The organism is Exiguobacterium sp. s193, assembly GCF_018618755.1.
In the GTDB taxonomy this organism is placed as follows: domain Bacteria; phylum Bacillota; class Bacilli; order Exiguobacteriales; family Exiguobacteriaceae; genus Exiguobacterium_A.
The window spans coordinates 133,054-158,818 of the sequence record NZ_JACSMR010000004.1 but is presented as its reverse complement, the minus strand read 5'-3'; the positions used below and the strand labels follow the sequence as shown (position 1 = coordinate 158,818).

20 protein-coding genes are annotated in these 25,765 nt (G+C 39.2%); 17 read left to right on the top strand and 3 right to left on the bottom strand.

What is annotated here, in order from left to right; translation table 11 throughout:
• Window positions 1-131 precede the first annotated feature (131 nt).
• The 3 genes from KNQ04_RS08015 to KNQ04_RS08005 are packed head-to-tail and all read left to right on the top strand — an operon-like array spanning window position 132 to window position 1,167.
• Window positions 132-506: a hypothetical protein gene (locus KNQ04_RS08015; RefSeq protein ID WP_214849152.1), complete on the top strand. Its 375-nt coding sequence runs from the start codon at window positions 132-134 to the stop codon at window positions 504-506.
• On the top strand, window positions 503-886 hold the full coding sequence (locus KNQ04_RS08010) for a hypothetical protein (RefSeq protein WP_214849150.1): 384 nt from the start codon (window positions 503-505) through the stop codon (window positions 884-886). Before KNQ04_RS08015 ends, KNQ04_RS08010 begins: the two co-directional genes overlap by 4 nt.
• Before the next feature lie 14 nt (window positions 887-900).
• Entirely contained in the window at window positions 901-1,167 is a 267-nt protein-coding gene (locus KNQ04_RS08005) for a hypothetical protein (RefSeq protein WP_214849148.1), read from the top strand.
• A 34-nt stretch (window positions 1,168-1,201) separates the two neighbouring features.
• Here KNQ04_RS08005 and KNQ04_RS08000 read toward each other — a convergent pair whose 3' ends face one another.
• Window positions 1,202-1,591, bottom strand: a complete 390-nt coding sequence (locus KNQ04_RS08000; RefSeq protein WP_214849146.1) for a RidA family protein — start codon at window positions 1,589-1,591, stop codon at window positions 1,202-1,204.
• 110 nt (window positions 1,592-1,701) lie between these two features.
• On the opposite strand from KNQ04_RS08000, the gene KNQ04_RS07995 reads away from it, so the two are divergent.
• The 8 genes from KNQ04_RS07995 to KNQ04_RS07960 all read left to right on the top strand — a co-directional run bounded on the left by KNQ04_RS07995 (window position 1,702) and on the right by KNQ04_RS07960 (window position 16,399).
• A complete protein-coding gene (locus KNQ04_RS07995) occupies window positions 1,702-2,025 on the top strand; it encodes a nucleoside triphosphate pyrophosphohydrolase (protein ID WP_214849144.1) in 324 nt (107 codons plus the stop codon).
• Window positions 2,022-4,337: a DEAD/DEAH box helicase family protein gene (locus KNQ04_RS07990; RefSeq protein WP_214849142.1), complete on the top strand. Its 2,316-nt coding sequence runs from the start codon at window positions 2,022-2,024 to the stop codon at window positions 4,335-4,337. Before KNQ04_RS07995 ends, KNQ04_RS07990 begins: the two co-directional genes overlap by 4 nt.
• A gap of 153 nt (window positions 4,338-4,490) precedes the next feature.
• Window positions 4,491-6,548, top strand: a complete 2,058-nt coding sequence (locus tag KNQ04_RS07985) for a Druantia anti-phage system protein DruA (RefSeq protein WP_214849131.1) — start codon at window positions 4,491-4,493, stop codon at window positions 6,546-6,548.
• Window positions 6,549-6,573: 25 nt separating this feature from the next.
• Window positions 6,574-8,124, top strand: coding sequence for a hypothetical protein (locus KNQ04_RS07980; protein ID WP_214849129.1), 1,551 nt, complete (start codon window positions 6,574-6,576; stop codon window positions 8,122-8,124).
• 14 nt (window positions 8,125-8,138) lie between these two features.
• Window positions 8,139-9,620, top strand: coding sequence for a hypothetical protein (locus KNQ04_RS07975; protein WP_214849127.1), 1,482 nt, complete (start codon window positions 8,139-8,141; stop codon window positions 9,618-9,620).
• On the top strand, window positions 9,617-14,281 hold the full coding sequence (locus KNQ04_RS07970; RefSeq protein ID WP_214849125.1) for an FtsK/SpoIIIE domain-containing protein: 4,665 nt from the start codon (window positions 9,617-9,619) through the stop codon (window positions 14,279-14,281). Before KNQ04_RS07975 ends, KNQ04_RS07970 begins: the two co-directional genes overlap by 4 nt.
• 421 nt (window positions 14,282-14,702) lie before the next feature.
• Entirely contained in the window at window positions 14,703-15,398 is a 696-nt protein-coding gene (locus tag KNQ04_RS07965; protein WP_214849123.1) for a DNA/RNA nuclease SfsA, read from the top strand.
• Between the two features lie 23 nt (window positions 15,399-15,421).
• Window positions 15,422-16,399: a hypothetical protein gene (locus tag KNQ04_RS07960; RefSeq protein WP_214849116.1), complete on the top strand. Its 978-nt coding sequence runs from the start codon at window positions 15,422-15,424 to the stop codon at window positions 16,397-16,399.
• 11 nt (window positions 16,400-16,410) lie between these two features.
• Here KNQ04_RS07960 and KNQ04_RS07955 read toward each other — a convergent pair whose 3' ends face one another.
• Window positions 16,411-16,620: a hypothetical protein gene (locus tag KNQ04_RS07955; RefSeq protein WP_214849115.1), complete on the bottom strand. Its 210-nt coding sequence runs from the start codon at window positions 16,618-16,620 to the stop codon at window positions 16,411-16,413.
• Window positions 16,621-16,860: 240 nt separating this feature from the next.
• Window positions 16,861-17,280 carry a VOC family protein gene (locus KNQ04_RS07950; RefSeq protein WP_214849113.1) on the bottom strand — a complete coding sequence of 140 codons (420 nt, stop codon included), beginning with the start codon at window positions 17,278-17,280 and terminating at the stop codon, window positions 16,861-16,863.
• Between the two features lie 211 nt (window positions 17,281-17,491).
• On the opposite strand from KNQ04_RS07950, the gene KNQ04_RS07945 reads away from it, so the two are divergent.
• The 6 genes from KNQ04_RS07945 to KNQ04_RS07920 all read left to right on the top strand — a co-directional run bounded on the left by KNQ04_RS07945 (window position 17,492) and on the right by KNQ04_RS07920 (window position 25,726).
• Window positions 17,492-18,505 carry a LacI family DNA-binding transcriptional regulator gene (locus KNQ04_RS07945; protein WP_214849111.1) on the top strand — a complete coding sequence of 338 codons (1,014 nt, stop codon included), beginning with the start codon at window positions 17,492-17,494 and terminating at the stop codon, window positions 18,503-18,505.
• A gap of 201 nt (window positions 18,506-18,706) precedes the next feature.
• Window positions 18,707-20,014 (top strand): ABC transporter substrate-binding protein, encoded by a 1,308-nt coding sequence (locus KNQ04_RS07940; protein ID WP_214849110.1) that lies wholly within the window; start codon window positions 18,707-18,709, stop codon window positions 20,012-20,014.
• A 60-nt stretch (window positions 20,015-20,074) separates the two neighbouring features.
• Window positions 20,075-20,971, top strand: a complete 897-nt coding sequence (locus KNQ04_RS07935; protein ID WP_214849107.1) for a carbohydrate ABC transporter permease — start codon at window positions 20,075-20,077, stop codon at window positions 20,969-20,971.
• A 3-nt stretch (window positions 20,972-20,974) separates the two neighbouring features.
• Window positions 20,975-21,895: a carbohydrate ABC transporter permease gene (locus KNQ04_RS07930; protein WP_214849106.1), complete on the top strand. Its 921-nt coding sequence runs from the start codon at window positions 20,975-20,977 to the stop codon at window positions 21,893-21,895.
• A gap of 26 nt (window positions 21,896-21,921) precedes the next feature.
• Window positions 21,922-23,268 (top strand): GH1 family beta-glucosidase, encoded by a 1,347-nt coding sequence (locus KNQ04_RS07925; RefSeq protein ID WP_214849104.1) that lies wholly within the window; start codon window positions 21,922-21,924, stop codon window positions 23,266-23,268.
• Between the two features lie 64 nt (window positions 23,269-23,332).
• Window positions 23,333-25,726: a carbohydrate binding domain-containing protein gene (locus KNQ04_RS07920; protein ID WP_214849100.1), complete on the top strand. Its 2,394-nt coding sequence runs from the start codon at window positions 23,333-23,335 to the stop codon at window positions 25,724-25,726.
• Window positions 25,727-25,765: the final 39 nt, after the last annotated feature.

Here is a 25,765-nt window from a genome sequence, read left to right as displayed (position 1 = left end):
TCAAAAATGTATTCTTTCATCGTAGTGGAAATGTACGGTAAAGGGTACCTATTTATTTTTTGTGATAGGTAGAAAACGGAAAATGAATTACAATGGGAATACCAGGGAAAGCACAGCGAGGAGAGTTGGATATGAACCAAAAGCAGATAAATCGATTTCGCTATCGGGAGTCCGGGATGGGGCAAGGGCAAACGTTTTTCTGGAACGGGGCGACGGGGGAATTACGATACGAAGAGGACGGGCGGGAAGAACCTAAAATCAAGCGACTCTCGTCAAAGCAACAAGCGGTGCTTGAACAGCGGTTGACGCAAGCAAAGGTAGCCGACTGGCAACCGGTCTACGAGACGGAGTGGCTGATTCTCGACGGGACGGACTGGGAAATCAGTTGGAGCGGTCCAGGTGGAGACGGGGAATCTCGCGGCAGTAATGCCTTTCCAGAAGAATGGGAAGTGCTGCGGGATTGGCTCTATGGACAATGTACAGAAAGCGGGGAGGAAACGAGATGAAAAAAGGGCTGGTCGGACTGATCGTCCTAATCGGGTACACGATTCCGTTCGTTTATTTTGCGTTATTGGAAGATTTCAAAACGGGAACCTTACTTGGTTATGTGCTGTTACTTGTCATGTTTACGGCACTCGCCTATGTCGGACAACGTGTTAGTCATCTGTTGTTTGTAGTTGTTGGTAATATCGTGTCTTATTTCGTCTCGGTTTCTTTTGCGGGACAGAGGAACGACTTCGGCTGGGACGGGTATTTTAAACCGCTGACAGCCGAACAACTGATTTTGCTCGTCAGTTTGTTGATGCTCATTCCGCAGTTGATTGCGGTGGTCGTCGCGATGTCACGGGAAGCAAAACAACGAATGAAAAAGCAGATAACTGAATGAGTGGAGGAGACCCGATGACTGAAAGCAGTGAAGCATTATTAGAAGCCATCATCGAAATCTTGGGGACAGGACGCCAACTGGAGTTGACGGAGCTTTACCAGCATGTACGAGAGCGGAACGATTTAGATTTGTCACGTTTTTCGACGGAAGCCGGACTCGATGCCCGCATTCGAAAATTAATCTATCTTCATGCGAGTGAGTGTGAGTTATATGAAGGAACGAAGGATTTGTTCTATAGTGAGACAGGCAAAGGAACAGGACGTTGGGGGTTACGGAAATAAAAACACGCCACCAAACGTGACGTGTTCCAAAGTATTAGACTAATCCTAAAATCTCAATTTCAACCAAAGCACCTTTCGGCAATTCTTTGACGGCGATACACGAGCGGGCCGGGAAATGGTGATGCGGTTCGAAGTACGCAGCATAAACTTCATTGAAGGCCGCAAAGTGCTCCATGCTCGTTAAGTAACACGTCGTCTTGACGACACGGTCCGGTGTCAGACCGGCTTCTTTTAAGATGGCATCGACGTTTTTCATGACCTGCTCTGTCTGCTCCGTAATGCCACCAACGACCATTTCACCCGTTGCCGGATTGATCGGGATTTGACCTGAAGCATATAACGTACCGTTAGCGATGAAGCCTTGCGAATAAGGACCGATGGCAGCCGGGGCGTTGGTTGTTTCGATTTTCTGGAATGAACTCATGAAAACTCCTCCTCTAATCTAAAATAAATCGTATGTAGAACGTGCTATCTGCCTTGAACTATAGGATAATTTTTACAACACCATCACCATACTTACAAGGAGTGAATCCAATGCCTCTTTATCATAAATTAGTCCGGGATCAGATTCCAACTATCATTGCTCGGAACGGAAAAAAAGCAACGTTCCGGACACTTAATGAGGAAGAATTCCTCGTCGAAGCGAAACGGAAGTTGCATGAAGAAGTAGCGGAATACGAAGAAGCAACGACGACCGAAGAAGCGGTTGAAGAATTGGCCGACTTATTGGAGCTGGTTCACGCGCTTGCTCGGACGCACGGGACGACACCGGAACAACTGGAAGCAATCCGGCTGACGAAACATGATAAGCGGGGCGGCTTTGATGACAAGTTGTATCTGATTGAGGTCGAAGATTGATTCCGGCAGCAAAACTGACGACACACGATTTGTATGCGTCGTTGGTCGATGCCATTGACCAAGCCGATGAAGTCTATATCGTCGCCGCCTTCGCCCAACGCTCGGGTGTTGAACTGTTGTTACCGGCGTTACGTCGCGCCGTCGAACGGGGCGCTGATGTGCATTTTTTGATTGGCGACTACTTACATATTACGGACCCGGAGGCGTTGGCAGAATTATTGAAACTGGACGGTCTGTCGATCCGGTTTTATCGCTCCGGCGGACGGGCGTTTCATCCGAAAGCTTATCTGTTCCGCAATGCGGAGACAGGGCTGTCGATTGTCGGCTCGTCGAATATCTCCAAAAGCGCGTTTCGAACCGGTGTCGAGTGGAATCTCCATTTGCCGCAAGCCGTCGCGCCGCATATCTTGGATGATGCGATTGAGGCATTCATGGATCTTTATTTAAGTGAAGCAGCTCAAGACCTGAATCCGATTGTCCTCGAAGCATACCGGCAAGAACATGACGCACGGCAATATGTCGCAGAAACGGAAGTTGACTATACGGAGCAACAGCTCGTCATGTCCGAAGAAATTCTGCCGCACCGGGTGCAGGAGGAAGCATTACGTGCACTCCGGGAAACAATGGAAGAAGGACGAAACCGTGCTTTGACCGTACTTGCGACGGGTCTTGGGAAAACGTATCTCAGTGCGTTCTTTGCGCGTGACTTTAAGCGGATTCTGTTCCTCGCACATCAACGTGAGTTGCTGGAACAAGCGGAACGTTCGTTTAAGAAGGTCGAATCCAATTGGCAGGCAGCCTTTTATATCGGATCAGACCGCACGAATGATGAACAGACGGACGTGCTGTTTGGATCAGTCCAGACGTTATCCCAAAACCGGCATCTTGAACGGTTCGCACAAGATTATTTTGATTTGATCATCATCGATGAGTTTCACCACGCAGCAGCTAAAAGTTATCAAAAAGTTCTGGCGCATTTCGAACCGCGTTTTTTGCTGGGACTGACAGCGACGCCGGACCGGATGGACGGAGCGGACGTCTATACACTGTGCGACAATAACGTTGCGTTTCAAATGCACTTCACGTCAGCCATCAACGAAGGATTCCTGACACCGTTTCATTATTACGGGATTCATGACGTCATCGACTACTTGCAAATGCGGCGGATGGGAAGGAAATATGATGCGATGGAACTGGAACAGGCGCAGATTGATCGGGCAGTCTCAGAAAACATCTATACCGCCTGGTCGAAGCACCGGCAGACGAAGACGATCGGCTTTTGTTCGTCGATCCGCCAAGCGGAATACTTAGCGCAGACGTTCCGGGAAATGGGACACCAAGCGATTGCCTTGACCGGACAGACCATCAATCGACGGGAGCGGATCCAAGAGTTTGAACAGGGAACGTTAGAGATCGTCTTTACGGTCGATTTGTTTAATGAAGGAGTCGACATTCCGAAAGTCGATACGTTACTGTTTTGCCGGCCGACGGAATCAATTGCAATCTACACGCAGCAAATCGGACGAGGCTTACGTTTATCGAATAAGAAATCACATTGTGTCATCATCGATTTGATCGGCAACTATAAAAACGTCGAAACGAAGCTGATGTTGCTTGGAACAGTAAAAGACAAGATTAAGCGTGGGGATACGGAGCCGATTACCCCACCAAAGGGATGCATCATCGAGTTCGATATACAAGCACTGAATATCATTTATCGGATGCGTCAACCGAATCAGCGTAAACTGCGTTTGATTGAAAGCTATGAACAATTGAAGCTCGATCTTGGACGTCGTCCGACTTACATCGAAATTGGTCAACTGACAGCCGTGCCAACGGGCTATAAACAAGAGTGGGGCTCGTACGTTGGTTTCCTGAAGGAACAAGGTGAATTGACGGATGAAGAAGTAGAGACTTACGATGCTAACCGTGAATTGATCGAACAGGTCGAAAAAACGGTCATGAACCGGAGTTACAAGATGGTCGTCTTGCTGGCGATGCTTGAGCGGGGACAAGAGCGATGGATGGAGCCGATTACGGCTGAAGAAGTGGCTCCGTTCTTTTATGAGTATTTGCATGCGGAGAAGTATCGGGAATTGAAGGATGCACAAACGTCGGAGTTAAAAGGGACATTTGATTCAGCGAAAATAGAAAAGTTATTAAAGAAGATGCCCTTTCAAAAAATGGGGAATTCATTTTCTTATGAAAATAGTACTTTATCTATAAATACAGTCAAGGATAATTCTAAAAAATTATACGAGATGATATACTCTATTGTATTTTTTAGAACTAATATGTATTTTAAAGTGTAAATTTAAATAATAGTTATCTTAAATCAAACTGTATGATAGATAGTATGTAAATTCAGTGTTTTTAGTAAGAGCATTGAATTTTAAAAATATCATCAAAAAGTTTTAATTAAAGAAAAAAATAATTTATGTTAGTTTTTGTGAGGAGATTTTATAGTGAGCATTGACACGTTAGATCATACTGATTACAGCAATTCAGAGGGAATATTTAAAGATTTTAAACCTAATTTAAGTGATAAATACCAGCGGATTTTTTCTTCTATTAGCAATCAATTGTTTGATAAGCATCCTGGTCTACCTAGGACGGAATTTATTGATCAAGAAATTAAGATTTACAATGAAATGCTAGCAAAAGATGAGAAAAATATCGAATTAATCAAACTTATTACAATATTTTCAGTACTAAGAGATTTATTGATTCAGGGCTGGAGAATTAAAAAAAGTAAAAAAGATACTTTGATGCTTGCACCACCGCCATTAGATGATAACAAAAATAAAATATTTAATAGAAAAAAACTACAAAAAGAAAGGAATATACAATTAAAGGTCCCTAGTATTATAAAATTTATTAATAATATGGAAAAGAATAAAGTTTTTAAAGGGAATGAAATCAATATTACTAATTTAATTGGAGATAAAAATACTCTAATCAGTAGTATTAATGAATTGAAAAATTACGATATAACATATGAAAGAGAGAAGATATCTAAAGAAGCTATAAAACCGTATATACAACTAGTAACTAACGAAAGATGCGAACTTACTGGTTATAAGCTTAGAGAAATTTGGAGATATTTTAGGTATACTTGGTCAATTCCTTATAAGTCTACACCAGGTAGAAATCAATTTTATATAGTTAGAGATGCGGCACAATCTTATCACCCAATAATAGGAATTTTTGCACTTGGAAACTCTGTTTTACACTTAACAAAAAGAGATAATTATATTGGATGGACATTAGAGTCAATTAAAGAAAGTTTATCAAAAAAAACAAAAATTATTGAATATGAAGAAATTAAAAGCGGAGATTTCAATATAAGGAATAAGGTGCAGTACTCAAAAAGTTTAGAGACAGAAGAAGAATACAATATAAGGATTAATACGGAAAGTAAGGAAATCTTGAGTCTGCTTACTGATTTTATTGAGAGTGCTATACGTGAAATATCTATAGAAGGTTTAATTGATCAAAACGAACTTGAAAATCCAACTAAAGAGGTTGTTGAAAAATTAAATAATATAACAATCGAACTTCAAAAGAAGCAATTTAATAACAAAAGATCACCTAATGAAAAGTTAGATTGGAAAAAGGAATCTAATAGTTCTTTATTTAAGAAAAAAAGATCCCAAGAGCTTTCAAGATTATTGGAAGCAAAAATGGTCTATTTAAAAACAAAAGATTTGTCTGATTCAGAAACAGAGATAATTAATAGATTAGTTAAATATAAAAATGGAAAATATATAAATATAGCATTACAGGCGAATAGAAAAAGGAAAATTGGCTCAAATGTTATGGAAATTATTGTATGCGGGGCGATTCCGCCTTATAATGAAATATTAGGGGGGAAATTAGTAAGCATGCTAGCTTGCAGTCCTTTAGTAGTAAAGCAATATAATGATAAGTATTCACATCATGTGAGTGAAATAGCATCTAGAATGAAGGGTGAAGAAGTAGTAAGAGATTCGCGCTTAGCCTATTTAGGAACTACTAGCTTATATCAAAGTGGAAGCAGTCAGTACAATAGAATAAAAATTCCAACTAAATCTGGAAGAATTGAGTATAAAAAATTAGGAGAGACTGAAGGTTTTGGTTCTGTATTTTTTTCGAATCAAACAAGTAGCTTTATTAGTAAAATGCTTGAAGAATTAGAAGGGGGGAGAAAAATAAATAACGTCTTTGGTGAAGGAACAAGTCCTAGAATGCGATTAATGAGAAACGGCTTAGCAGCCTTAGGAATTTCAGAAGAGTTTACAAAGCATCACACTAAGAGGATCGTTTTTGGAATTGAATTAGCCTCAAATTCATTAGAATTTTTGCAGGGGAAAACAGAAAAATTAGATTATTACATGTCATTAGAAGATGCTAGTGTTAAAACAGAAGAAATAATAGATTTTTGGAAAAAGAGATGGTTTTTAAAAAGAATTGAGACTGTAGACATCATTAATCGATTAAATAAATTTGAAAAAAGATCGTTAAAGGTTAGTTTATTTAATTAAAGAAAGAAAGGGGGTATTATCCCCAATGTTGGATATAAAATTTATTTCTAAACTTTATAATAATAAGAACAGTTATGCAGATATTTTCACAAAAAAGGAAATTGAAGCATTGAACATTGAGACAAATATAGAAGAAACAGTGTCTGAATTTATAAGACAGGGAAAATTAGTTTTAATTACAGGAAATCCAGGTGATGGAAAAACGCATTTGATCTTATCTGTAAAAGATGTCTTGGAGGAATTCAATGCATTTGTAGAAAAAGACATAAATGAAGTGAAAGATTACAATGTTTTTCTTAAAGAATTACAGGACTGTATTTATGAAGGTAGACCAGGAATTATAGCTATTAATGAGTATCCATTAATAGCATTAATGGATCAAATAGGAGTTCATTTTCCTTTTTATGAGGAAATAAAAAAACAAAGAGAAAATTCTTTGATATACAACAATGATTATCAGGAAGAAATAGACATAAGTAGAGTAGTGGTAATTGATCTTAATAATAGAAATGTATTATCAAAAGATATAGTTAACTCAGCATTAAATAAAATACTCTCATACTGCAATTTATGTGATGACTGTACTAATAATACTCTATGTGATCTAACTTATAATACTAGAGCATTATCAAATGAATTTGTAAAACGGCAGTTACTAACTATTGTTGATATTTTGGGTAATTCTGGTATCCATGTTGTTATGAGAGATATTTTAGGTTTTTTATCTTATGTAATAACAGGTGGTACAGATTGTATTAGTAAAATAAATTACGAAAATATGTATTATAATCGTATTTTTAATGGGAAAAATAGATTATTTTATTCTTTAAAAAAGTTTGATCCATTTAATTTTACGCATCCTGAAATAGATGAACTTCTATGGAGTGGTAGGCTGAAAGATGGATGGATATTTAATGTACCATCTGTAGCACCAGAAGAGCTTGGTGAAGTAGAGGCGAAAGAATTATTCATATCACTTAAACGGAAATTTTTCTTCGAACATGAACGTGGAACTGAGTTACTTTCTTTAATTCCCTCAGAGTATAAAGATTATTTCTATTTGATCAGGCAAGTTTATGATCAACATGAAGAAATGGTTAATAAGGTAACTCTAGGACTGAATCGCTTTTTTAATTCTGATGATGGCGAAGAAGAGAAACTGAGAGTATGGACAACTCACAAATATGAGTTAAGAAATCATCCAAAGGTAGCCATCTCCAACAAAAGTTATCCAACTGAGATGATTTCTCTAAGAATTCCAAGAATGCCTAAACATTTAGAGAAAATACCTTATGCCGCAGATCACTTTGTTTATAGAGTTAAGTCTCTACAAAACTTCAATGATTTTGTAGATTTAAAAATAGATTTAGATTTATATAAAGCATTATCATTAATTAATGAAGGATTGCCAACATTATTAATTCCTGAGCAACATAAATTTAAGATATATAGGTTTATGAATGAACTGGCTTCATTAGAGGGAAAGACAAGATCTAATAGCTTTATTATAAAAGATGCTAATAGTGGATATTCATTTAATTTATCTATTAGAAATAATAAATACGCCACAAAATAATAAGGATGATTTTAATGTCCAGAAATAAATTAAAAGATTATGGCAATAGGGTATTTCGTGAAGTTATAGGGTATGAACCCATTTCCTCTTCAATCAAGCCAGTGCATATTGCAAACGGTTTAAGTAGGCTTGTTTTAGGTAGGAGCTATAATATAGATCATTTAAACACCTGGTCTAAGAGATATAGGCAAGGCAAAGAGGTTATGACATCAGGAGAAATCAGGAAAAGATATCAAGAAATAATTGATCATTCTGTAACTGATGAGGAAATAAATAAAATCAGACATTCTCTAGAACTAATATTTGATGCCGATAATTCAGTAACGCCTAGTATTAAATTCTCTACGTTAACTATTTCATCAATGACTCATGTAACTGATAAGGTGCAAAATGAGTATAGTATACCTAACTTCTTGATGAAAATACTTAGTGCCAAAATTGATGGAGATGTTTCTAAGTGCATTCCTCTATTAAGAGAGCATTTACAAAATGAGCAAGATGAATTAAGTAGAATTGCTAAACCAGTTGTTGATTATGATAGTAGATCGAAGGCTGTGGATCTAGAAGAGAGCAATACTATTTTAGGTGAATTAGAATTAAGAATTAGACATGCATTTGATAGATTAGCTGAAAATGAGAAAATGTCATTTTCGCAAAATAAGCTACTATCTTTAGAACGAATAGTTTTATTTTCTTGCTTTTCAATTATACTTCATTTGTCTTCTAAAGTTTTAGATCTATCGAATAATTATGACGAGAATGACCGCTTCCCAATAGTTTTTGATTCAGATGGTACCTTGGAATCAATTAAATTTGCAAGTCAGGAGTCTTTGGCTTTAGCTCGTTTAGGAATTGAACAATTTTTTGAAAAATCACTTGAGGTAATTCTTTTGAAAGAAGGATATAACAAATATACGCATGAAGAAATGCTAAAAAGGATTCAAGAAATTCCAATTGCAGATGGGCCAAGAAAGAAAAATAAAGAAGCGGAAGAAGATAAAAGAAGAAACTACGAAAAATTATATTTGGGCTTTTACGAACAAAATAAAAATTCTTTTGATTCTATTGTTAAAGCAACAAGGTTTTGGTTATTCGCAGAATATACTACTGACCCTTCACAATTCATTTCATCCTTTGGCGGAAGAATCGGATTGTTAGCACCCAGAGCTGGTGGGAGGGGAAGAAAGAGATTCTCTCCTGACCCTTTAATTTTAGAAGTGATACTTTTATCTACTCTACAAAATAATAAAACAGTAAGTCTCTCAGAATTTGGAGAAATATTGTGGGATAGATTTGGAATAATTATAGGCGCGAATCCAGAAAAAGATCTTTTTGCTTTAAAAAAATGGAATATAAGTCAAAATACACCTGGTGATTTGGCAGGTAACTTAACCGTTAATGCTGAGAAAATTGCTGATTTATACATTTCAATGGGATATGGAAAAAGATATGCAGATGGAGTTACTATACTTAGTGTTAAAGGGGGTATGAGATGAGTTCCCAAATGGTAATATCAAAATTATTGGCCTCAAATACATTCATGATGATCAAGCGAAAAAGTTTCGGTATTTTATTAAAAGATTTACCCGATTTTTCATACATGGAATATTTAAAATCCCTAAATACTCAAATCACAATTGAAGGAGAAGAAAATCCAATTATTTTTTTTGTTGGTTTTTTTGATGAAGAGTTAATAAAGGTAAAACAAGAGATGATTGAATTGAATGGAAAATTTGATTTTTTTTATACTGTCGAAGATGCAGAAATGTATAGGAATAAAAGAGAGATTAATAAAACCAGAATTATCATTGTCAAAAGAGATATTCCTAAGTTATCCTCACTTAATTGGTATGAGAAGGTTGAGACTAATGAAATTTACAGTCGATTGTGTGATGAAGGACAAAAATTATTTAAGGATATAAATCTCAATGATCCCCTTTATGTTCTCTGGAAAGCCTTTAAACATTCATCAGTAAGAAAAGTAATATCGTTAGATAGACTTGCGGATTACTTTGATTATTTTATTGAGAATAGTGAAAATATAGATAGAGATATAGTAAAAGAAATGTATCGATTAGGACTTTTAATAGACAAAAAATTATTCTTTAGTTATAAAAATAGTGATAACGAGATAAAAAATATAGAGAGTATTAGAAGAAGAATAATTGAAAACAAGAAAGTTGTTATTAGATTGAGTGATTTAGATAAGGGTGATCAAAAAGCCTTGCAATCTAGTGAAATAGACAAAGCAAACTTAATTAGATCAAACATTTTATTATTTTATAGAACAAGAAACAATGAAATATTGAAAAATCTTGACATAGAATCAGTGGAGTTACTTCTTAGTAAAGTAAATAAAAAAAAGAGACAAAATACTAACGAAAATAAAGAGACAGAAGATAATAAAACTAAAGAAAAGAGCAAAAAAGCTAATTCACCAAATTCAGTAGGAGTAAATTTATTAATTGATCATGATAATGAGCAATTAGAAGCTGTTATAGATAGCGTTGAGGATAAATTTGAAACCTGGGAGAAAGGGAAAAAGGATTCAATAAGAGTTGAATCAGATGATGCCTATGGAAGTGTAACCTTCATTCCAGAAGTGTATAATTTGATTAATGCTTTAATTGGAGATAGCACCTATGGTGGAATAATAAATGCAAATGATAAGAGTCCAATTGATACTTTAAGTTCATTAAGCAAAAATACAAATTATTCATTTGATGATAAATTCATAGAAAATATTTGTATAATGCTCCAACAATTTGAAGATGAAATCACTGAAGCAGTGGGAATACTTTCAATTTTTGAAAGCTTTATAAACGCCAGAAATGATATATATCCTTACGTCCATAGACTTGCAGATATTCCAATCCTGAAAATCTCGCAAAGTAAAGAAATTTCTCAACAGTTTACAGATTATATTGAAAAATATAGTAGATTAACAAAAAAATTAAAAGATTGCTACAATCTGTTCTCGAAATTTAGCTCAAGTGGAACTAAAGAACTTATAGCCCAAATAAACTCGATTGATGTAGTCTATTTTGTTGGGCAAAACAGATATCATGCTATTTTGTCTCCACTAAACCCTTTGTATCTTTGGAAATACGTTGAACTAGCTAGAAGATTAGGAGAAACATCATCTAATTTAAATAGTATTGATAAAGAGTTTTTAATAAGAGCATCAAGTGAAATTCCTAATCCACTTACTACAATATTTATTAGTAATTTTATATCTAATAACGGGGACCATACTATACCTGAAATAGGGACTCTAGGTAATTTACCAATGTATTCTAGTGAACAGCAAGTTAATCAAGCTAAAGATGGTTTACAGGCTATTGAAAAAGGAATTTTAAAGTATCTTAACGTTTATCCTCACAGTAGCATTGGTTTAAGAATTGCCTTCATCAACCCACCTGATATACAAACTGCTCTAAATCAATTAAAAGAATTGATTGCAAGCAACAGACTATCAGGAGCATATTTGGAGATTTATAAAACAAAAGATACTGCGAATTCTTGGGCCAATTTAGAAGACATTAGTGAGAATATAATGAATAAGTTCTCAATGTCCAAAGAAAATAATTTTAGATTAAAAGTTAATTTTAATATTGAATCTTATGATAGCATTATTGATAAAGTTAATAATAATAATTTCCATATAGTTGTACTGTTTGATCCAAGTAAAAAAACTGTTACAGATAGTATTAGAGAAAATAAACTTAATTTAAAAATTCATCCTTTGTGTGTACCTAGAGTTTTTAATTATGATCCAGTTACAGATAAATTAGATATAATCCCTTCCTCTGAAGGAAACATATTCTCAGATCATCATGAACTTATAGCGAGGTTAAACGATAGACCTAGAAGTTGGCATAATACTGTTTTATCAGATGCTCAATTAAATAAATCTCAGCTAAAACTTCTTTTAGATGGTATAGGATGGTTGATTGTGGCTGATACCAACCTAAAGAATCTAGAGATTTCATCAATAGGATCTGAAAATTCATTATATTATCAATCTGGTGTATACCGAGATGTTGGTATTTACTCTAGTCAATGGGATAAATTCGCTGAAGGCTTAAATAAATTAGTGAGGTCTATTGGTAACTATAATCCTAAAGAAGAGTGTTTAAAAAAACTGCTTAAAGAAATTCAAAAGCTAAATGAAAAAAGTATACTTCATCTAGCTTCTTCAAGTAATGAACTATTTAATACAAGTCATGCTAAAGGTGCATTAGGAACAGCGATATCAGCATACTGGTATAAGAAACAATTTGAAAATTCAATATTAGTGAGTCTCGATACAGACCTGGCTCGAAATTGGTTAAGCGAAAGATCGGAAAATAACCTGTCTGATTTAATAGGCTTTGTCTATGAAGACGATAAAAATGTAAGGATTGATATAGTTGAAGTTAAAACATACGGAGCGTATACAATAAAAAACAATGAAATTTCAGGTGATGCAGTTGAACAAGTTGAGTCAGTATATAAAATAATTAAAGAAGTTTTTTACGATCAAGATAAAATAACGAGTGCTTCAAGACGAGAGTTACTTCGATTCCAAGTTTTTAAAGTGTTACACCAATTAAACTTAACAAAACAGCAAAAGAGAGAATGGACTAGTTACTTAAATAATGTCTTTGCTGGAAATGTAAATATAAAAATTAATTTAAGCATTCATCATGTATGTTTTAATGATCAAGGTACTACTCAAAATGAAGGTATAAAATATCATGCAGAAAATACAATTAATCTAATTAAAATAAAAGATGATGTTATAACTGAGGTGTTAACCGATTGTAATAAGTTATCTAATATAAAAGAGTTCAATAGTGAGGTAAGTGAAAAAAGTCATAAAAAAACAGAGCGAATCATAAAAGAAATAGGAAAGGACACTAATTCTTTCGAGGATTATGATTCTAAAAATAAAAGTCTTGAAGAAAATATAGAGAAATCAATTTCAAAAGATGATGTTAACGGAATTATAGAAAGTGAATACGGATTTCATAATCAAGAAAAAAATAAGGATGAGCCGCCCAAACATTTTTCGCCTGAATTAACTGATTTAATAAATAAAACTACTTCTAAATTATACAGAGCTATGACTGATTATTCTATTGATGTACTAGATATCGACCCTGAGAACGCTTTAGTAGCATCAAGATTTATTAGATTCAGAGTTCGGCTACGTCCTGGAGAAAAACTGCAAAAGGTTTTAAATGTAAGAACGGATATTGCACGTGAGATAGAAGCAACTTCAGAAGTTCTTATAGATAACGAAAAGGGTACTAATTTTGTAATTATTGACGTGCCAAGAGATTCATCTGATGTAATTTCATTGCTAGATCATATTAACTTAGTTCCTAAAGAAACTGTTGGAAATTTAAATGTGATAGTTGGTCAGGACCCCAGTGGAAGTACTAAATTTTTAAATCTTGCCAAGGCACCTCATTTACTGACAGCTGGGTCCACTAATTCAGGTAAAACAATATTTCTTTATAGTATAATTGTTAGCTTGATTTTCCAATATAGTGAAGAAGAGCTTGAATTAGTAATTGTAGACCCTAAACAAACTGATTTTATTTACTTTGAAGGGTTACCTCATTTAAGGAATGGTCAAGTAATAATTGAAGCAGAAGATGCAGTTGAAATATTAACTGACTTAGTTGAAAACGAGTTGCCTAGAAGAACAGAAATGCTAAGGTCCTCTAGAAGTCGAGATATTTTCAGTTACAATGAGAAGAATTCAGACCGGCCTTTGAAACCAATACTCGTTGTAATAGATGAATACGCAGATCTTGTTCAAGTAGCAGATTTTGAAGGACAAAAAAATGAGTTTGAGAGAAACATGATTCGTTTAGCACAACGATCAAGAAATGTAGGAATACATTTAGTGATTGCAACTCAAAGACCAAGCGCAGACATTGTTACTTCTAGACTCAAAGCAAATATACCAACTAGAATTTCTTTTAGTTTACCAGCAAATCAAGATTCTAGAACAATTTTAGATGCTTCTGGAGCAGAGGATTTACTTGGTAAGGGAGACATGCTTTATTCAGTAAATGGTGAATTAAAAAGACTACAGGGATTATTTATAAGTGAATCAGAGTTGGAAGATTTTTTATTAATAAAGTATAATTTAAAATCTTAATTTTTTCTTTTTATTGATAATATAATGTATAACAAAGCCCCGTTTCGACTTTGAAATGGGGCTTTATTATACATAGATCACTATAATAGAGTATCTATTTCACGCATTAAATTTTCAATTCCATCAAGAATATACAAAATAAAGTATAATTTAAAATTAGATGTCATAAAATTTCTTTTCAGAAAAATATCGTTAAAGCATTTCTCCGCCATTGCACTCCTTTATGATAATTTAAATTAATTGAACGATTTTCTCTAGTTTCAAAAAATATTTTGTAAATGTTTTTGAAAATTAGTAATAAAATAAAATACATTATATAATCTTAAATTGTTGGTTATATAATTAACTTATGCGTAGTGCTTCTTTGCTCGTGTAGTAGATAAATATAATTTTAATCGAGAGCTATGATAGGAGATGCTTTATGTTCAATGGAACAGAAACCATAGAGGGTACTTTTATAAAGGAAAGTAAAAATAGATTTCTGTGCGAAGTTTTAATAGATAATCAATTGGTTGAATGCTATGTACCTAGTTCCTCAAGAATTGAAAATTATTTGAAATTATCGAATAAAAAGGTATTACTTACAAAAAATATAGGAAGTAAATCTAGAACAAAATATTCATTGTTTGCAGTTATGTATTACAATAAATATGTAATTTTAAATTTGAATAAGGTAAACGAGTTGCTTACTTATTATATTGAGCAAAATGAATTTGTTGAAGCACAAATATACACTATAGAAAAAGAAAAAACGGTAAATGGATATAAAACTGACTTGATAATATATGAACCGTTAAAATCTGAGGAAAAAATTATAGAAGCAAAAGGTATAATAGGTATTACGAGAGAAGTATTATTTCCGAAGGTCCATTCAGAAAGAGCGTTGAAGCAACTTGAACAAATTAGCATTCTTTTAAGAAATAATTATATTGTTGAATACTACTTTGTTTCACTTAGTCCTATTGTAAAAAAGGTTATTATAAATAGTTCACATAGTAAATACTATAAACTTTTGAATGAATGTATAGAAAATGGACTCAGATTGAAAGGAATTGGAGCAATTTTAAACAAGGAGAAAGAAGTATCATTTGTTAAAATTAAAGTAGAAATTATGTAAAATATGAAAGTTGGTAATTGTCAATGGAGAAAGCTTTAATATTTATTAGTTCAAATTATAGAAGTTTGTATGTTGAGGATATTTATAGAGCTTTAGCATTACCAAAGAAATTTGTAATTCAATACAGGTATCAATTAGAACACATTGATAAACATCTTTTAGATGATTTAGAAAGTAAGAAGGATAGAGTTGGAGTAATATATTATAGCTATGATTCTGAAAACGAGTATAAGGGAACCATTGAAGACTGTAGAGAAAAAGTATTTTTACCTATCAGAAAAGTAATAATAAAAGGTATTGAGAAAAAGGAAGAAATGGGACAGATAAACTTCTATCTCGAATTAGGTGATTTTATTAATAGTAATCTAAACGTTAGTGACAATAATACAGAGCGAAAGAACGTTTTTGAAACGTGTATAAAACTTACTAAAGTTACATGGCGAAATAAAATAGAAGAAGTAGAGCCTTATTTCGAAAAAGATGTAAAGTTTTTGCATATCGAAAAAATAAAGGGTTACAAATATGAAATGAATTATAGCTTTATTGAAAAACGTACTAATTTAGAGCTAAAAGAAGATAGTTCGTACACAATTACATTTTTAACCTATGATAAATCTGAGGGTAAGGGAGTTATTAAAATTGAAACTGATAAATCACATATAAATTTAAATGATACATTGGAAAAGGGAGCTAAAATTAATTCGAAGAAAGTTACATTTGACACTAGATCAATAGATTTTAAGCGCGACAGAACCTATATTGTACTAGAAGATGAAAAAAGTAAATATTCTATCAGACTGTTTATTACTTTAAAAAAACGTTTTAGAAAATCTCTAGCATTTGGAGGTCTTAGTACCTTCGTATTGCTTGGATTTCAATTAAGTAATTTAATAGTAAAGGGACAGGGACAGAATATAAACAATCTGTTGAGTCTTTCTTTCTTAGCAATCATTGTTGGTCTTTGCATTGCAATTTTACACTTCAATTTTAATAAAAAATAATGGACAGTAATTTAGACTGTCCATTCTTCCTCATTTATTTCAATATGAATCCATCCTGTAGGTATAACATGAAGTTTTTTGTCCTCAGTTTTTACACGATGAGTACCAGATTCTCTAACTATCAATTCAACTACATTGTTTAGCACTACAGTTTCATTATTTGGGAAATGGTACACTCTTTGTTTTTCCCGTAATTTAATTATTTCATTTTTATTAATCAAAATTATTCTCCTTTCTTTATATATTATAACTCATTTTTACAAGTAGAAATAATCTACCCCTGACTAAATAGATAAATAATTTATTTATTTCTCTAATTCTTTCAACAATACTCTTTCAAAAACTCTTGACGATTGTCATGCAGCATTTATCAATATTCTTTATATACCTTAATACATTCTTTTTTACTCCAAATATTGTGACACCTTGAAGAAAGGGATTTAAACCTAAATAAAACAAATTTACGCCGTCACCTCGTGATTCAACTGCCACTGCACACCAAACGGATCTTCGACGATACCGTAGGCTTCACTCCAAAACGTTTTTTGGATTGGCATGATGACATTGCCGTCTTGCGCCAGCTTATCGAATGTCTCGTGAATGACTTGGATGTCCGGCAGATGCAGGGCCAGCGTGACGTTTTGTCCGAGCGTCACCGGATCATGCGGCATCGCATCGGAAAACATGACACGTGTGCCGTGAACAATTAATTGTGAATGCAGGACAAGCGACTGGACGTCTTTTTCAAACGGTTGACCGTCCGGACCATTGCCGGGACCAAACTCCATGATCTCGGGGATGTCTTGCCCAAAGACCTTGGCATAATAATGGATGGCCTCGCGGGTATTGCCGTTAAAGACCAGATAGGGATTGATCGGCATGGTAATGCTCCTCTCCATTTGAACACGGCTGACTGATGCTTATAGTATACCAAACATTTGTTCTCATTTAAAGGGCTTTCCGGTTAAAAATGAAAGCGATATCATTTATTTTTTAAATTCCAAAAAAATTCGCAAATAATGGTTGCGTCTTTCCAGATTCCGACCTATACTAAATTTATCGAAAGCGCTTTCGGTGAAATGGAGTGGTTACATGGGTACAATTTATGATTTAGCGAAAATAACCGGTTTTTCGATCACGACGGTCTCAAAAGCCTTAAATAATTATTCCGACGTCAGTGAGAAGACAAAAGCAAAAATCGTTCAGGCGGCAGCCGATATGGGCTACTTGCCGAACGCCCACGCCCAGTCGCTCTCGACGAAACGATCCTGGACGATCGGGGTCATGTTCTCGGAAGCAAACGAAGTCGGGATGATGCATCCATTCTTCAACGCGATTATCGAAAGTTTCCGGAAAGCAACGGAGCAACAAGGCTATGACTTAATCTTCGCCTCGCGGAATCTCCGCAATCGGGACATGAGTTACCTCGAGCATTTCCAGCATCGGGCGGTCGACGGCATCGTCGTCATCTGTTCCGACCAAATGGACAAGCATGTCCAGGAACTGATTCAAAGTTCGATTCCGATCGTCGTCGTCGACATGGACAGCACCGATTGCAGTGTCGTCTTCTCGGATAACTTATCCGGCGGGACACTCGCCGTCAACCACCTCTACGAACTGGGACATCGCTTGATTGCCCATATCGCAGGTGATATGACGATTGATGCGGGACTGGCACGAATCGAAGGATACAAGCAGGCGATGGATCGACTCGCATTACCGATTCCGGACGGCTATCTGATTAACGGCGGATTTTTCTCGGTCGAAGAAGGAAAACAGGCGATGCAGATGTTGCTTGCCTTACCGAAACGTCCGACCGCAGTCTTCGTCGCCGGTGACCAAATGGCGATCGGGGCGATGGAAGCGATTCATGAAGCGGGCCTTCAGGTGCCGCACGACATTTCTGTCGTCGGTTACGATGATATCGAAATGTCGAAATACGTCACACCCAAGCTGACGACGGTCCGGCAAGACACGGAACGGATCGGGCAGCATGCAGCAGAACTGTTAATTGAACAAATCGTCAACAAACGACGTGTGATGACGACGGATATCATTCCAGTCGACTTGATCGTCCGTCAGTCGACAGGACCCGTAAAACCATAATCCTTTTCGGAATCGCTCTCGCAGGTTGTCTTCGAGAAAACGCGAGAGCGGTTTCGAAATACATGATATTTTTTTGTACGTTTCCGAAAGGGCTTTCGGAACTTTTTTCAGACCATTTACGAAAGCGCTTTCGATATTTTTGGATAATAAATGAGACCGCTTACTTAGGGGACTACCAACAGACGAGAAGGATGGGATGACATGAAGAAGAAATTAGTCAGCGTATTAACAGTCGGCGCATTAACGGCAAGCGTTTTAGCAGGATGTTCAGGCGGCGAAGAGGAAAAAACGAGCGGCGGCAAACAAGTCTTGAAAATCTGGTCATTCACGGATGAGTTAAAAGAACCGATCAAAGAGTTCGAAGCGAAAAATGATGTCAAAGTCGAGTTGACGATCGTTCCGATCGCGGACTACCCGACGAAGCTGAAACCGGCACTTGAGAGCGGCGTCGGTGCACCGGATATCTTCACTGGTGAAATCGCCTTCTTGAAACAATGGGTCGATGCCGGTTACTGGGCGAACTTATCTGAAAAACCGTTTAACGCAGGCGAAGTCAAAGACGACTATATCCCGTATGTCTATGACATGGGGAAAGACAAAGACGGTAATGTGCGTGCCCTGTCATGGCAAACGACACCAGGTGGCGTCTACTACAAACGGAGCATCGCGAAAAAAGTCCTCGGTACGGATGATCCAAAAGAAGTCGGCGCGATGATGAACTCGATGGACGGCGTCTTCGATGTCGCTGAGAAGATGAAAGGCAAAGGCTACAAAATGTTCCCGGATGAAGGTTCAATCCGTTGGTTCGCACAAGGTAATGATCCTCAGGCCTGGGTCAACGATAAGCAAGAGCTCGTCTTGACAGAAGACAAGAAGAACTACATGGATTACGCAAAAGAATTACGGACAAAACAATACACAGCACTTGCGCCAGAGTGGTCACCATCATGGTTCGCAGGGATGGATAAGCCGGTCAAAGTCAAAGAAAACGGTAAAGAAACCGAAACAGAAATCTTCTCGTATGTCCTTCCAACATGGGGCTTACACAGTGTCTTAAAAGAAAATGCGAAGAAATCAGCGGGTGACTGGGCAGTCACAAGCGGACCGAGCCCATACTTCTGGGGCGGTACATGGTTAGGTGTCTACAAAGATTCGAAGAAACAAAAACTTGCATATGATTTCGTCAAAATGATGACGCAAGACGAAGAGTTCTTGACGGATTGGGCGAAAGAAACAGGTGACGTCCTTGCATACACACCAGTTACCGACAAAATCAAAACAGACTTCAAAGATGAGTTCCTCGGCGGACAGAACAACTATGAGTTCTTCCTCGATCAAGCAGACAAGATCACACCAGGTATCGTGACGAAGTACGACCAGCAGCTCGATACATTATACGGTGCGTCAGTCATGGAATACGTCCAAGGCAAAAAATCAAAAGACGAAGCACTTGCTGAATTCTACAAAAAAGTCAAAAATGCGTATCCGGACGTCAAAGTACCGGAATAAGGAGACTAGGTGGGGCGGACCTCGCCCTACCTCTTCTTGTTTAAGAAAGGGGTTTGACCTGTGAAAAAACTCGATCGCCATGGTTATCTGTTCATTGCACCGTTTTGGATCGTCTTCTTGATCTTCAGCATCTATCCGGTCGCGTTGACGTTCTATTACAGCTTCACGAACTATACAGGCGCAGAAGGCGAACAACTCGTCGGACTCGCGAACTATACGCGTTTGCTCGGAGATACGTACTTCATTGAAGCCTTCTTCAATACGATTAAGATTTGGGGACTGAACTTCCTCTTACAAATCGGCGGAGCGTTGTTACTCGCCTTATTGTTCTCGGATTTACAGTTGAAATTAAAAGGGCTCGCCTTCTTCCGGGCGACGTTCTACTTACCGAACTTAATCACGATCAGCTCGGTTGCCCTATTGTTCGGGATTTTACTCGACTGGCAGCATGGATCACTCAATATGATGTTGATGAAAATCGGAATCATTTCCGACCCAATCAACTGGTTGACACAACCGGTCACAGCACAGATTTCCGTCTCGCTCATCCTGACCTGGATGTGGCTCGGTCACTCGTTCATCGTCGTCATGGCTGGCGTATCTGGAATCTCGAAAGATTATTTCGAAGCTGCCTTGATTGATGGTGCGACACGCTGGCAAATCTTCTCGCGGATCACATTGCCGCTGTTAAAACCGATTTTACTGTACATCATGATCACGTCACTGATCGGTGGATTACAACTGTTTGATCTCCCGATGTTGATCACGGACGGTGTCGGTGCGCCAGATGGTGCCCTGAACACGATGGTCCTTTATCTCTACAACCAAGCCTTTAAATACAACAACTATGGCTACGCTGCTGCTGTCGCATATGGATTGTTTGCTATCACGCTCGTCTTTTCAATCATCGTCTTCAAAGGGATGTTCCGAAAAGAACGTTCACCGAAAGGAGCCTGACCGATGGAACGAAATGCAGAAGCACGGCGGATCGTGCCGCAAACGGAAGAACAACCGGACCGTTCAGAACGTCCGCTTAAGTTGACACCACCGAAACAGAAAAAAGCCTGGTTCGGCAAGAGCCTCATCTATGTCGGCCTGATTGCCTTGACGATCGCTTGTATCATCCCGTTTTTGATGATGATCATCAACGCGACCCGTTCAAACGAAGAAGTCCTGTCTGGTTTCTCCTTGATTCCCGGCAACTCGCTCGCTGAAAACTACGCGGCGCTAAGTTCATACGTCAACATCTGGTCCGGGTTCAAGAACAGTCTGATCATCGCCGTCCTCGTCACCGTCCTATCGGGTTACTTCTCAGCGATGACAGCGTTCGGATTTGCCTTCTACCAGTTCAAAGGAAAAAACGTCCTGTTTGTCTTCATGCTTGTCATGATGATGATTCCGGGGCAACTCGGATTGATCGGGTTTTACGAACTCAGCAAAAATTTAGGGTTGCTCGACAGCTTCATCCCGCTGATCGTTCCGGCGATTGCCAGTCCGTTCACGGTCTTCTTCGTCCGTCAGTACTTGCAGACAGTCATGCACCCGAGTTTGATTGAGGCGGCACGGATGGATGGCGCGAGCGAAATGCGCATCTTCCATACGATCGCCTTGCCAATGATGATGCCGGCAATCGCAACGATGTCGATCTTTACGTTCATCGGCTCATGGAACAACTACATCATGCCGCTCGTCCTGTTGTTCTCACCAGAAAAATACACGTTACCGGTCTTGATGGGCTTCTTAAAAGGTTCACAAGTCGCAGAAAACTTAGGGTCACTTTATCTCGGAATCGCGATTTCCGTCGTCCCAATCATGATCGCTTTCTTGTTCCTATCAAAATACATCGTCAGCAGCATCTCAGCTGGTGCCGTCAAAGAATAATCTGTTAGCTAAAGGGGAGTACGCGTATGAAATTTGCACCAAACTTCGTCTTCGGAACGGCCACGTCTTCGTATCAAATCGAGGGCGCACACGACGAGGGGGGACGGACACCATCAATTTGGGATACGTTCTGCGATACGGACGGAAAAGTGTTTGAAAAACACAATGGTGATGTCGCCTGCGACCATTACCACCGGTTTGAAGAAGACATCCAGCATATCAAAAAACTTGGTGTCGACACGTACCGCTTCTCGATTGCCTGGCCACGGATCTTCCCGGCTAAAGGTCAATACAATCCGGAAGGCATGGCATTTTACAAAACACTCGCGACACGCTTACGCGAGGAAGGGATCAAACCGGCCGTCACGCTCTACCACTGGGATTTACCGATGTGGGCATATGACGAGGGCGGCTGGGTCAACCGTGACTCGGTCGACTGGTTCCTTGACTTCGCCCGTGTCTGCTTCGAAGAACTCGACGGCATCGTCGATTCGTGGATCACACACAATGAACCGTGGTGTGCCGGTTTCCTCAGCTACCACCTCGGACACCATGCACCAGGTCACACGGACATGAACGAAGCGGTCCGTGCCGTTCACCACATGCTGTTGTCACACGGAAAAGCGGTCGAACTGCTCAAAGGGGAGTTCAAATCGGCGACACCAATCGGCATCACGTTGAATCTCGCGCCGAAGTACGCGAAGACGGATTCCGTCAATGATCAGTTGGCGATGAACAACGCCGACGGGTACGCCAATCGCTGGTTCCTCGACCCAATCTTCAAGGGACAGTATCCGGTCGACATGATGAACCTGTTCTCGAAATACGTCCATACGTATGACTTCATCCAAGAAGGCGACATGGCAACGATTTCGGTCGCCTGTGACTTCTTCGGGATCAACTTCTACAGCCGGAACTTAGTTGAGTTCAGTGCCGCGAATGACTTCCTGCACAAAGATGCGTACTCGGACTACGACAAGACGGGCATGGGCTGGGACATCGCACCAAACGAGTTCAAAGAGTTAATTCGCCGTCTCCGCGCGGAATATACGTCACTCCCGATTTTCATCACGGAGAACGGGGCAGCGTTCGACGATCAACTCGTCGACGGCCGTATCCATGACCAAAACCGGATCGACTATGTTGCGCAACACTTGCAAGCGGTCTCCGACTTGAACGAAGAGGGAATGAACATCGAAGGCTACTACCTTTGGTCGCTGCTCGATAACTTCGAGTGGAGCTTCGGATACGACAAACGATTCGGCATCATCTATGTCGATTTCGAAACACAGGAACGGACATGGAAGGACAGCGCGCATTGGTATGCCGATGTCATCCAGACACATAAAGCAGCACTCTCACAGGAAGCGTAACCCAGTCGCAGGCAAGGTCGAATTACATCGGTCTTGCCTGTTTTTTGTCAAAGGAGGATTTTAGATGAAGAAATGGTTCGCGATTGCACTAGGGACAGGTTTAGTTTTATCTTATGCCGGGACGGGGCATGCTGAAAAAGCAGACAAGAAAGACAATACGAAATGGAAAGTGGTTTGGTCGGATGAGTTTACGAAACGACAACTCGACCGGACGAAGTGGAACTATGATACGGGAAACTGGATTGTCGATGCGGACGGCAACGGGGTGTCATCCGGGTGGGGAAATAACGAAAAACAATATTACACTGACAAAAAAGACAATGCCTTCATCCGTGACGGAAAACTTGTCATCCGCGCAAAACAGGAAAAGACGACGGACGCCTTCGGAAGTTATGACTACACTTCGGCAAAATTGAAGACAAAGGGATTGTTCAGCAAGACGTACGGCCGTTACGAAATCAAAGCGAAGCTGCCGACGGGAAAAGGACTGTGGCCGGCATTTTGGATGTTGCCGGAGCAAGACAAGTACGGTGCCTGGGCATCATCCGGTGAAATCGATGTGATGGAATCTTGGGGCAGTCAGCCTGAAAAGGTCGCGGGGACGATCCATTACGGCGAAAATTGGCCGAACAATAAATATACCGGCAAAGATTATCATTTCCCGGAAGGTGAGCGAATTGACCAGTGGCATACATATGCCGTCGAGTGGGAGCCGGGTGAACTCCGTTGGTACGTGGATGGAAACCTCTATCAGACACAAAACGATTGGTACAGCAAAGGAAAAAATACGGCGACGAACTACAGTTATCCGGCACCGTTCGACCAAAACTTCTATCTCGTGATGAACCTCGCAGTCGGCGGCTGGTTCGACGGGGAAGTCGACGCGACGACGAAGTTCCCGGCTGAGATGGAAGTCGATTACGTCCGGGTCTATGACCTGAAGAACCGCGCTTACCGGGAACCGGTCGAACCGGTCTATGAAGACGTGACGTTACCGGACGGGGCGAAGCAACCACTTGAAGATGGTAACCTCGTCTATGATCAAGCGTACGAAAAAGCGATTAAGACGATTACGGACGGCGCGCAGACACTTGATCCGACCTACTGGAACTATGTGACGTTGCCTGACTTTGGCGGCACGGGATCGGTCGACGTGACGGAGCAGGACGGAAGCCGATTCGCTAGCGTCACGATTGACCAACCGGGGGCACAAAACTACGCCCACCAGTTGATTCAAAAGGTTTCCCTCGCCCAAGGCGGACGCTACGAAGTCAGCTTTGACGCAAGCAGTGAACAGGCACGGACAATCGTCGCCAAAGTCGGCGGTGGGGCAGAACGGGGCTACACGAAATATTCGAATGAAGAAGTCATCGATTTGACGCCAACCGTCAAACGGCATACTTTCACATTCGATATGGCAGCAGAAACAGATCTTGCGGCACGACTTGAATTCAATTTAGGTCTTGCACAAGCCGGCGTCAAAATCGGCAACGTCCGTGTTGAACAAATTCCACGCGGCGAAATCGATGAAACGGCAACAAAACCAGCTTTACCGGACGGCAATCAGATCTATAACGGAACGTTTGACCAAGGGGCGATGGACCGTTTGACGTACTGGCAGTTTGATGTCGGTCAGACCAAAGGAACGGGATCGGTCGACCCGGTGACACGTGACTTTACATTTAAAGCAAAAGCACAGACGAAAAAGGGACAACCGGCGACGCTGACGCAACGTGGTGTCCAACTGCAAGAAAACCATCAGTATGTACTTCGCTTCAAGGCGGATAGCAAGCGGGTTAAACAAATTCAAGTCAAGGCGACAAATGAGGACGGAACAACAGCGTACTTGCCGACGCATGACGTGCCGTTGACCAAACAGGCAACAACCGTTGAAATTCCATTCACAATGACACAAGCGACGGATTTGAACAGTCAACTCCAGTTCAACTTCGGATTAGCAAAAGGTGAAGTGACACTCGATGACGTCGAGTTGATTGATGTCACACCGGTCGAAGTCGACCGTTCACCGCTGAAAAATGGTTCGTTTTCGGACGGGCTGAACTTCTGGAGTTCATACGTCCATTATGACGCGCAAGCGGTCGTTTCAACCGTTAATGAGGCAGCAAAAATTGCGATTGCTTCAGAAGGGCAAGAGCCATGGGGCGTCCTACTGGAACAAGGCAACTTAGCGCTCGTTAAAGGACAGACGTACCAGTTAACGTTTAAAGCATCGTCGACGGTTGCACGACCACTCGAAGTGACGGTCGAAAATGCGGCGTATACACGATACTTCAGTCAGGTCGTCGAACTTGGGGAAGAAGCGAAAACGTATCAGTTTGACTTTACACTTGGGCAAGACGATACAGCCGGATTGAAGTTCTTGATGGGAAAAGCGGCAGGCTCACCGTTTGCGGCGCATGACATCATGATTGATGAGGTACGACTAGAAGTGAAATAAGCCAAACAAGTCCTGACCTGCGTCGGGGCTTGTTTGTTT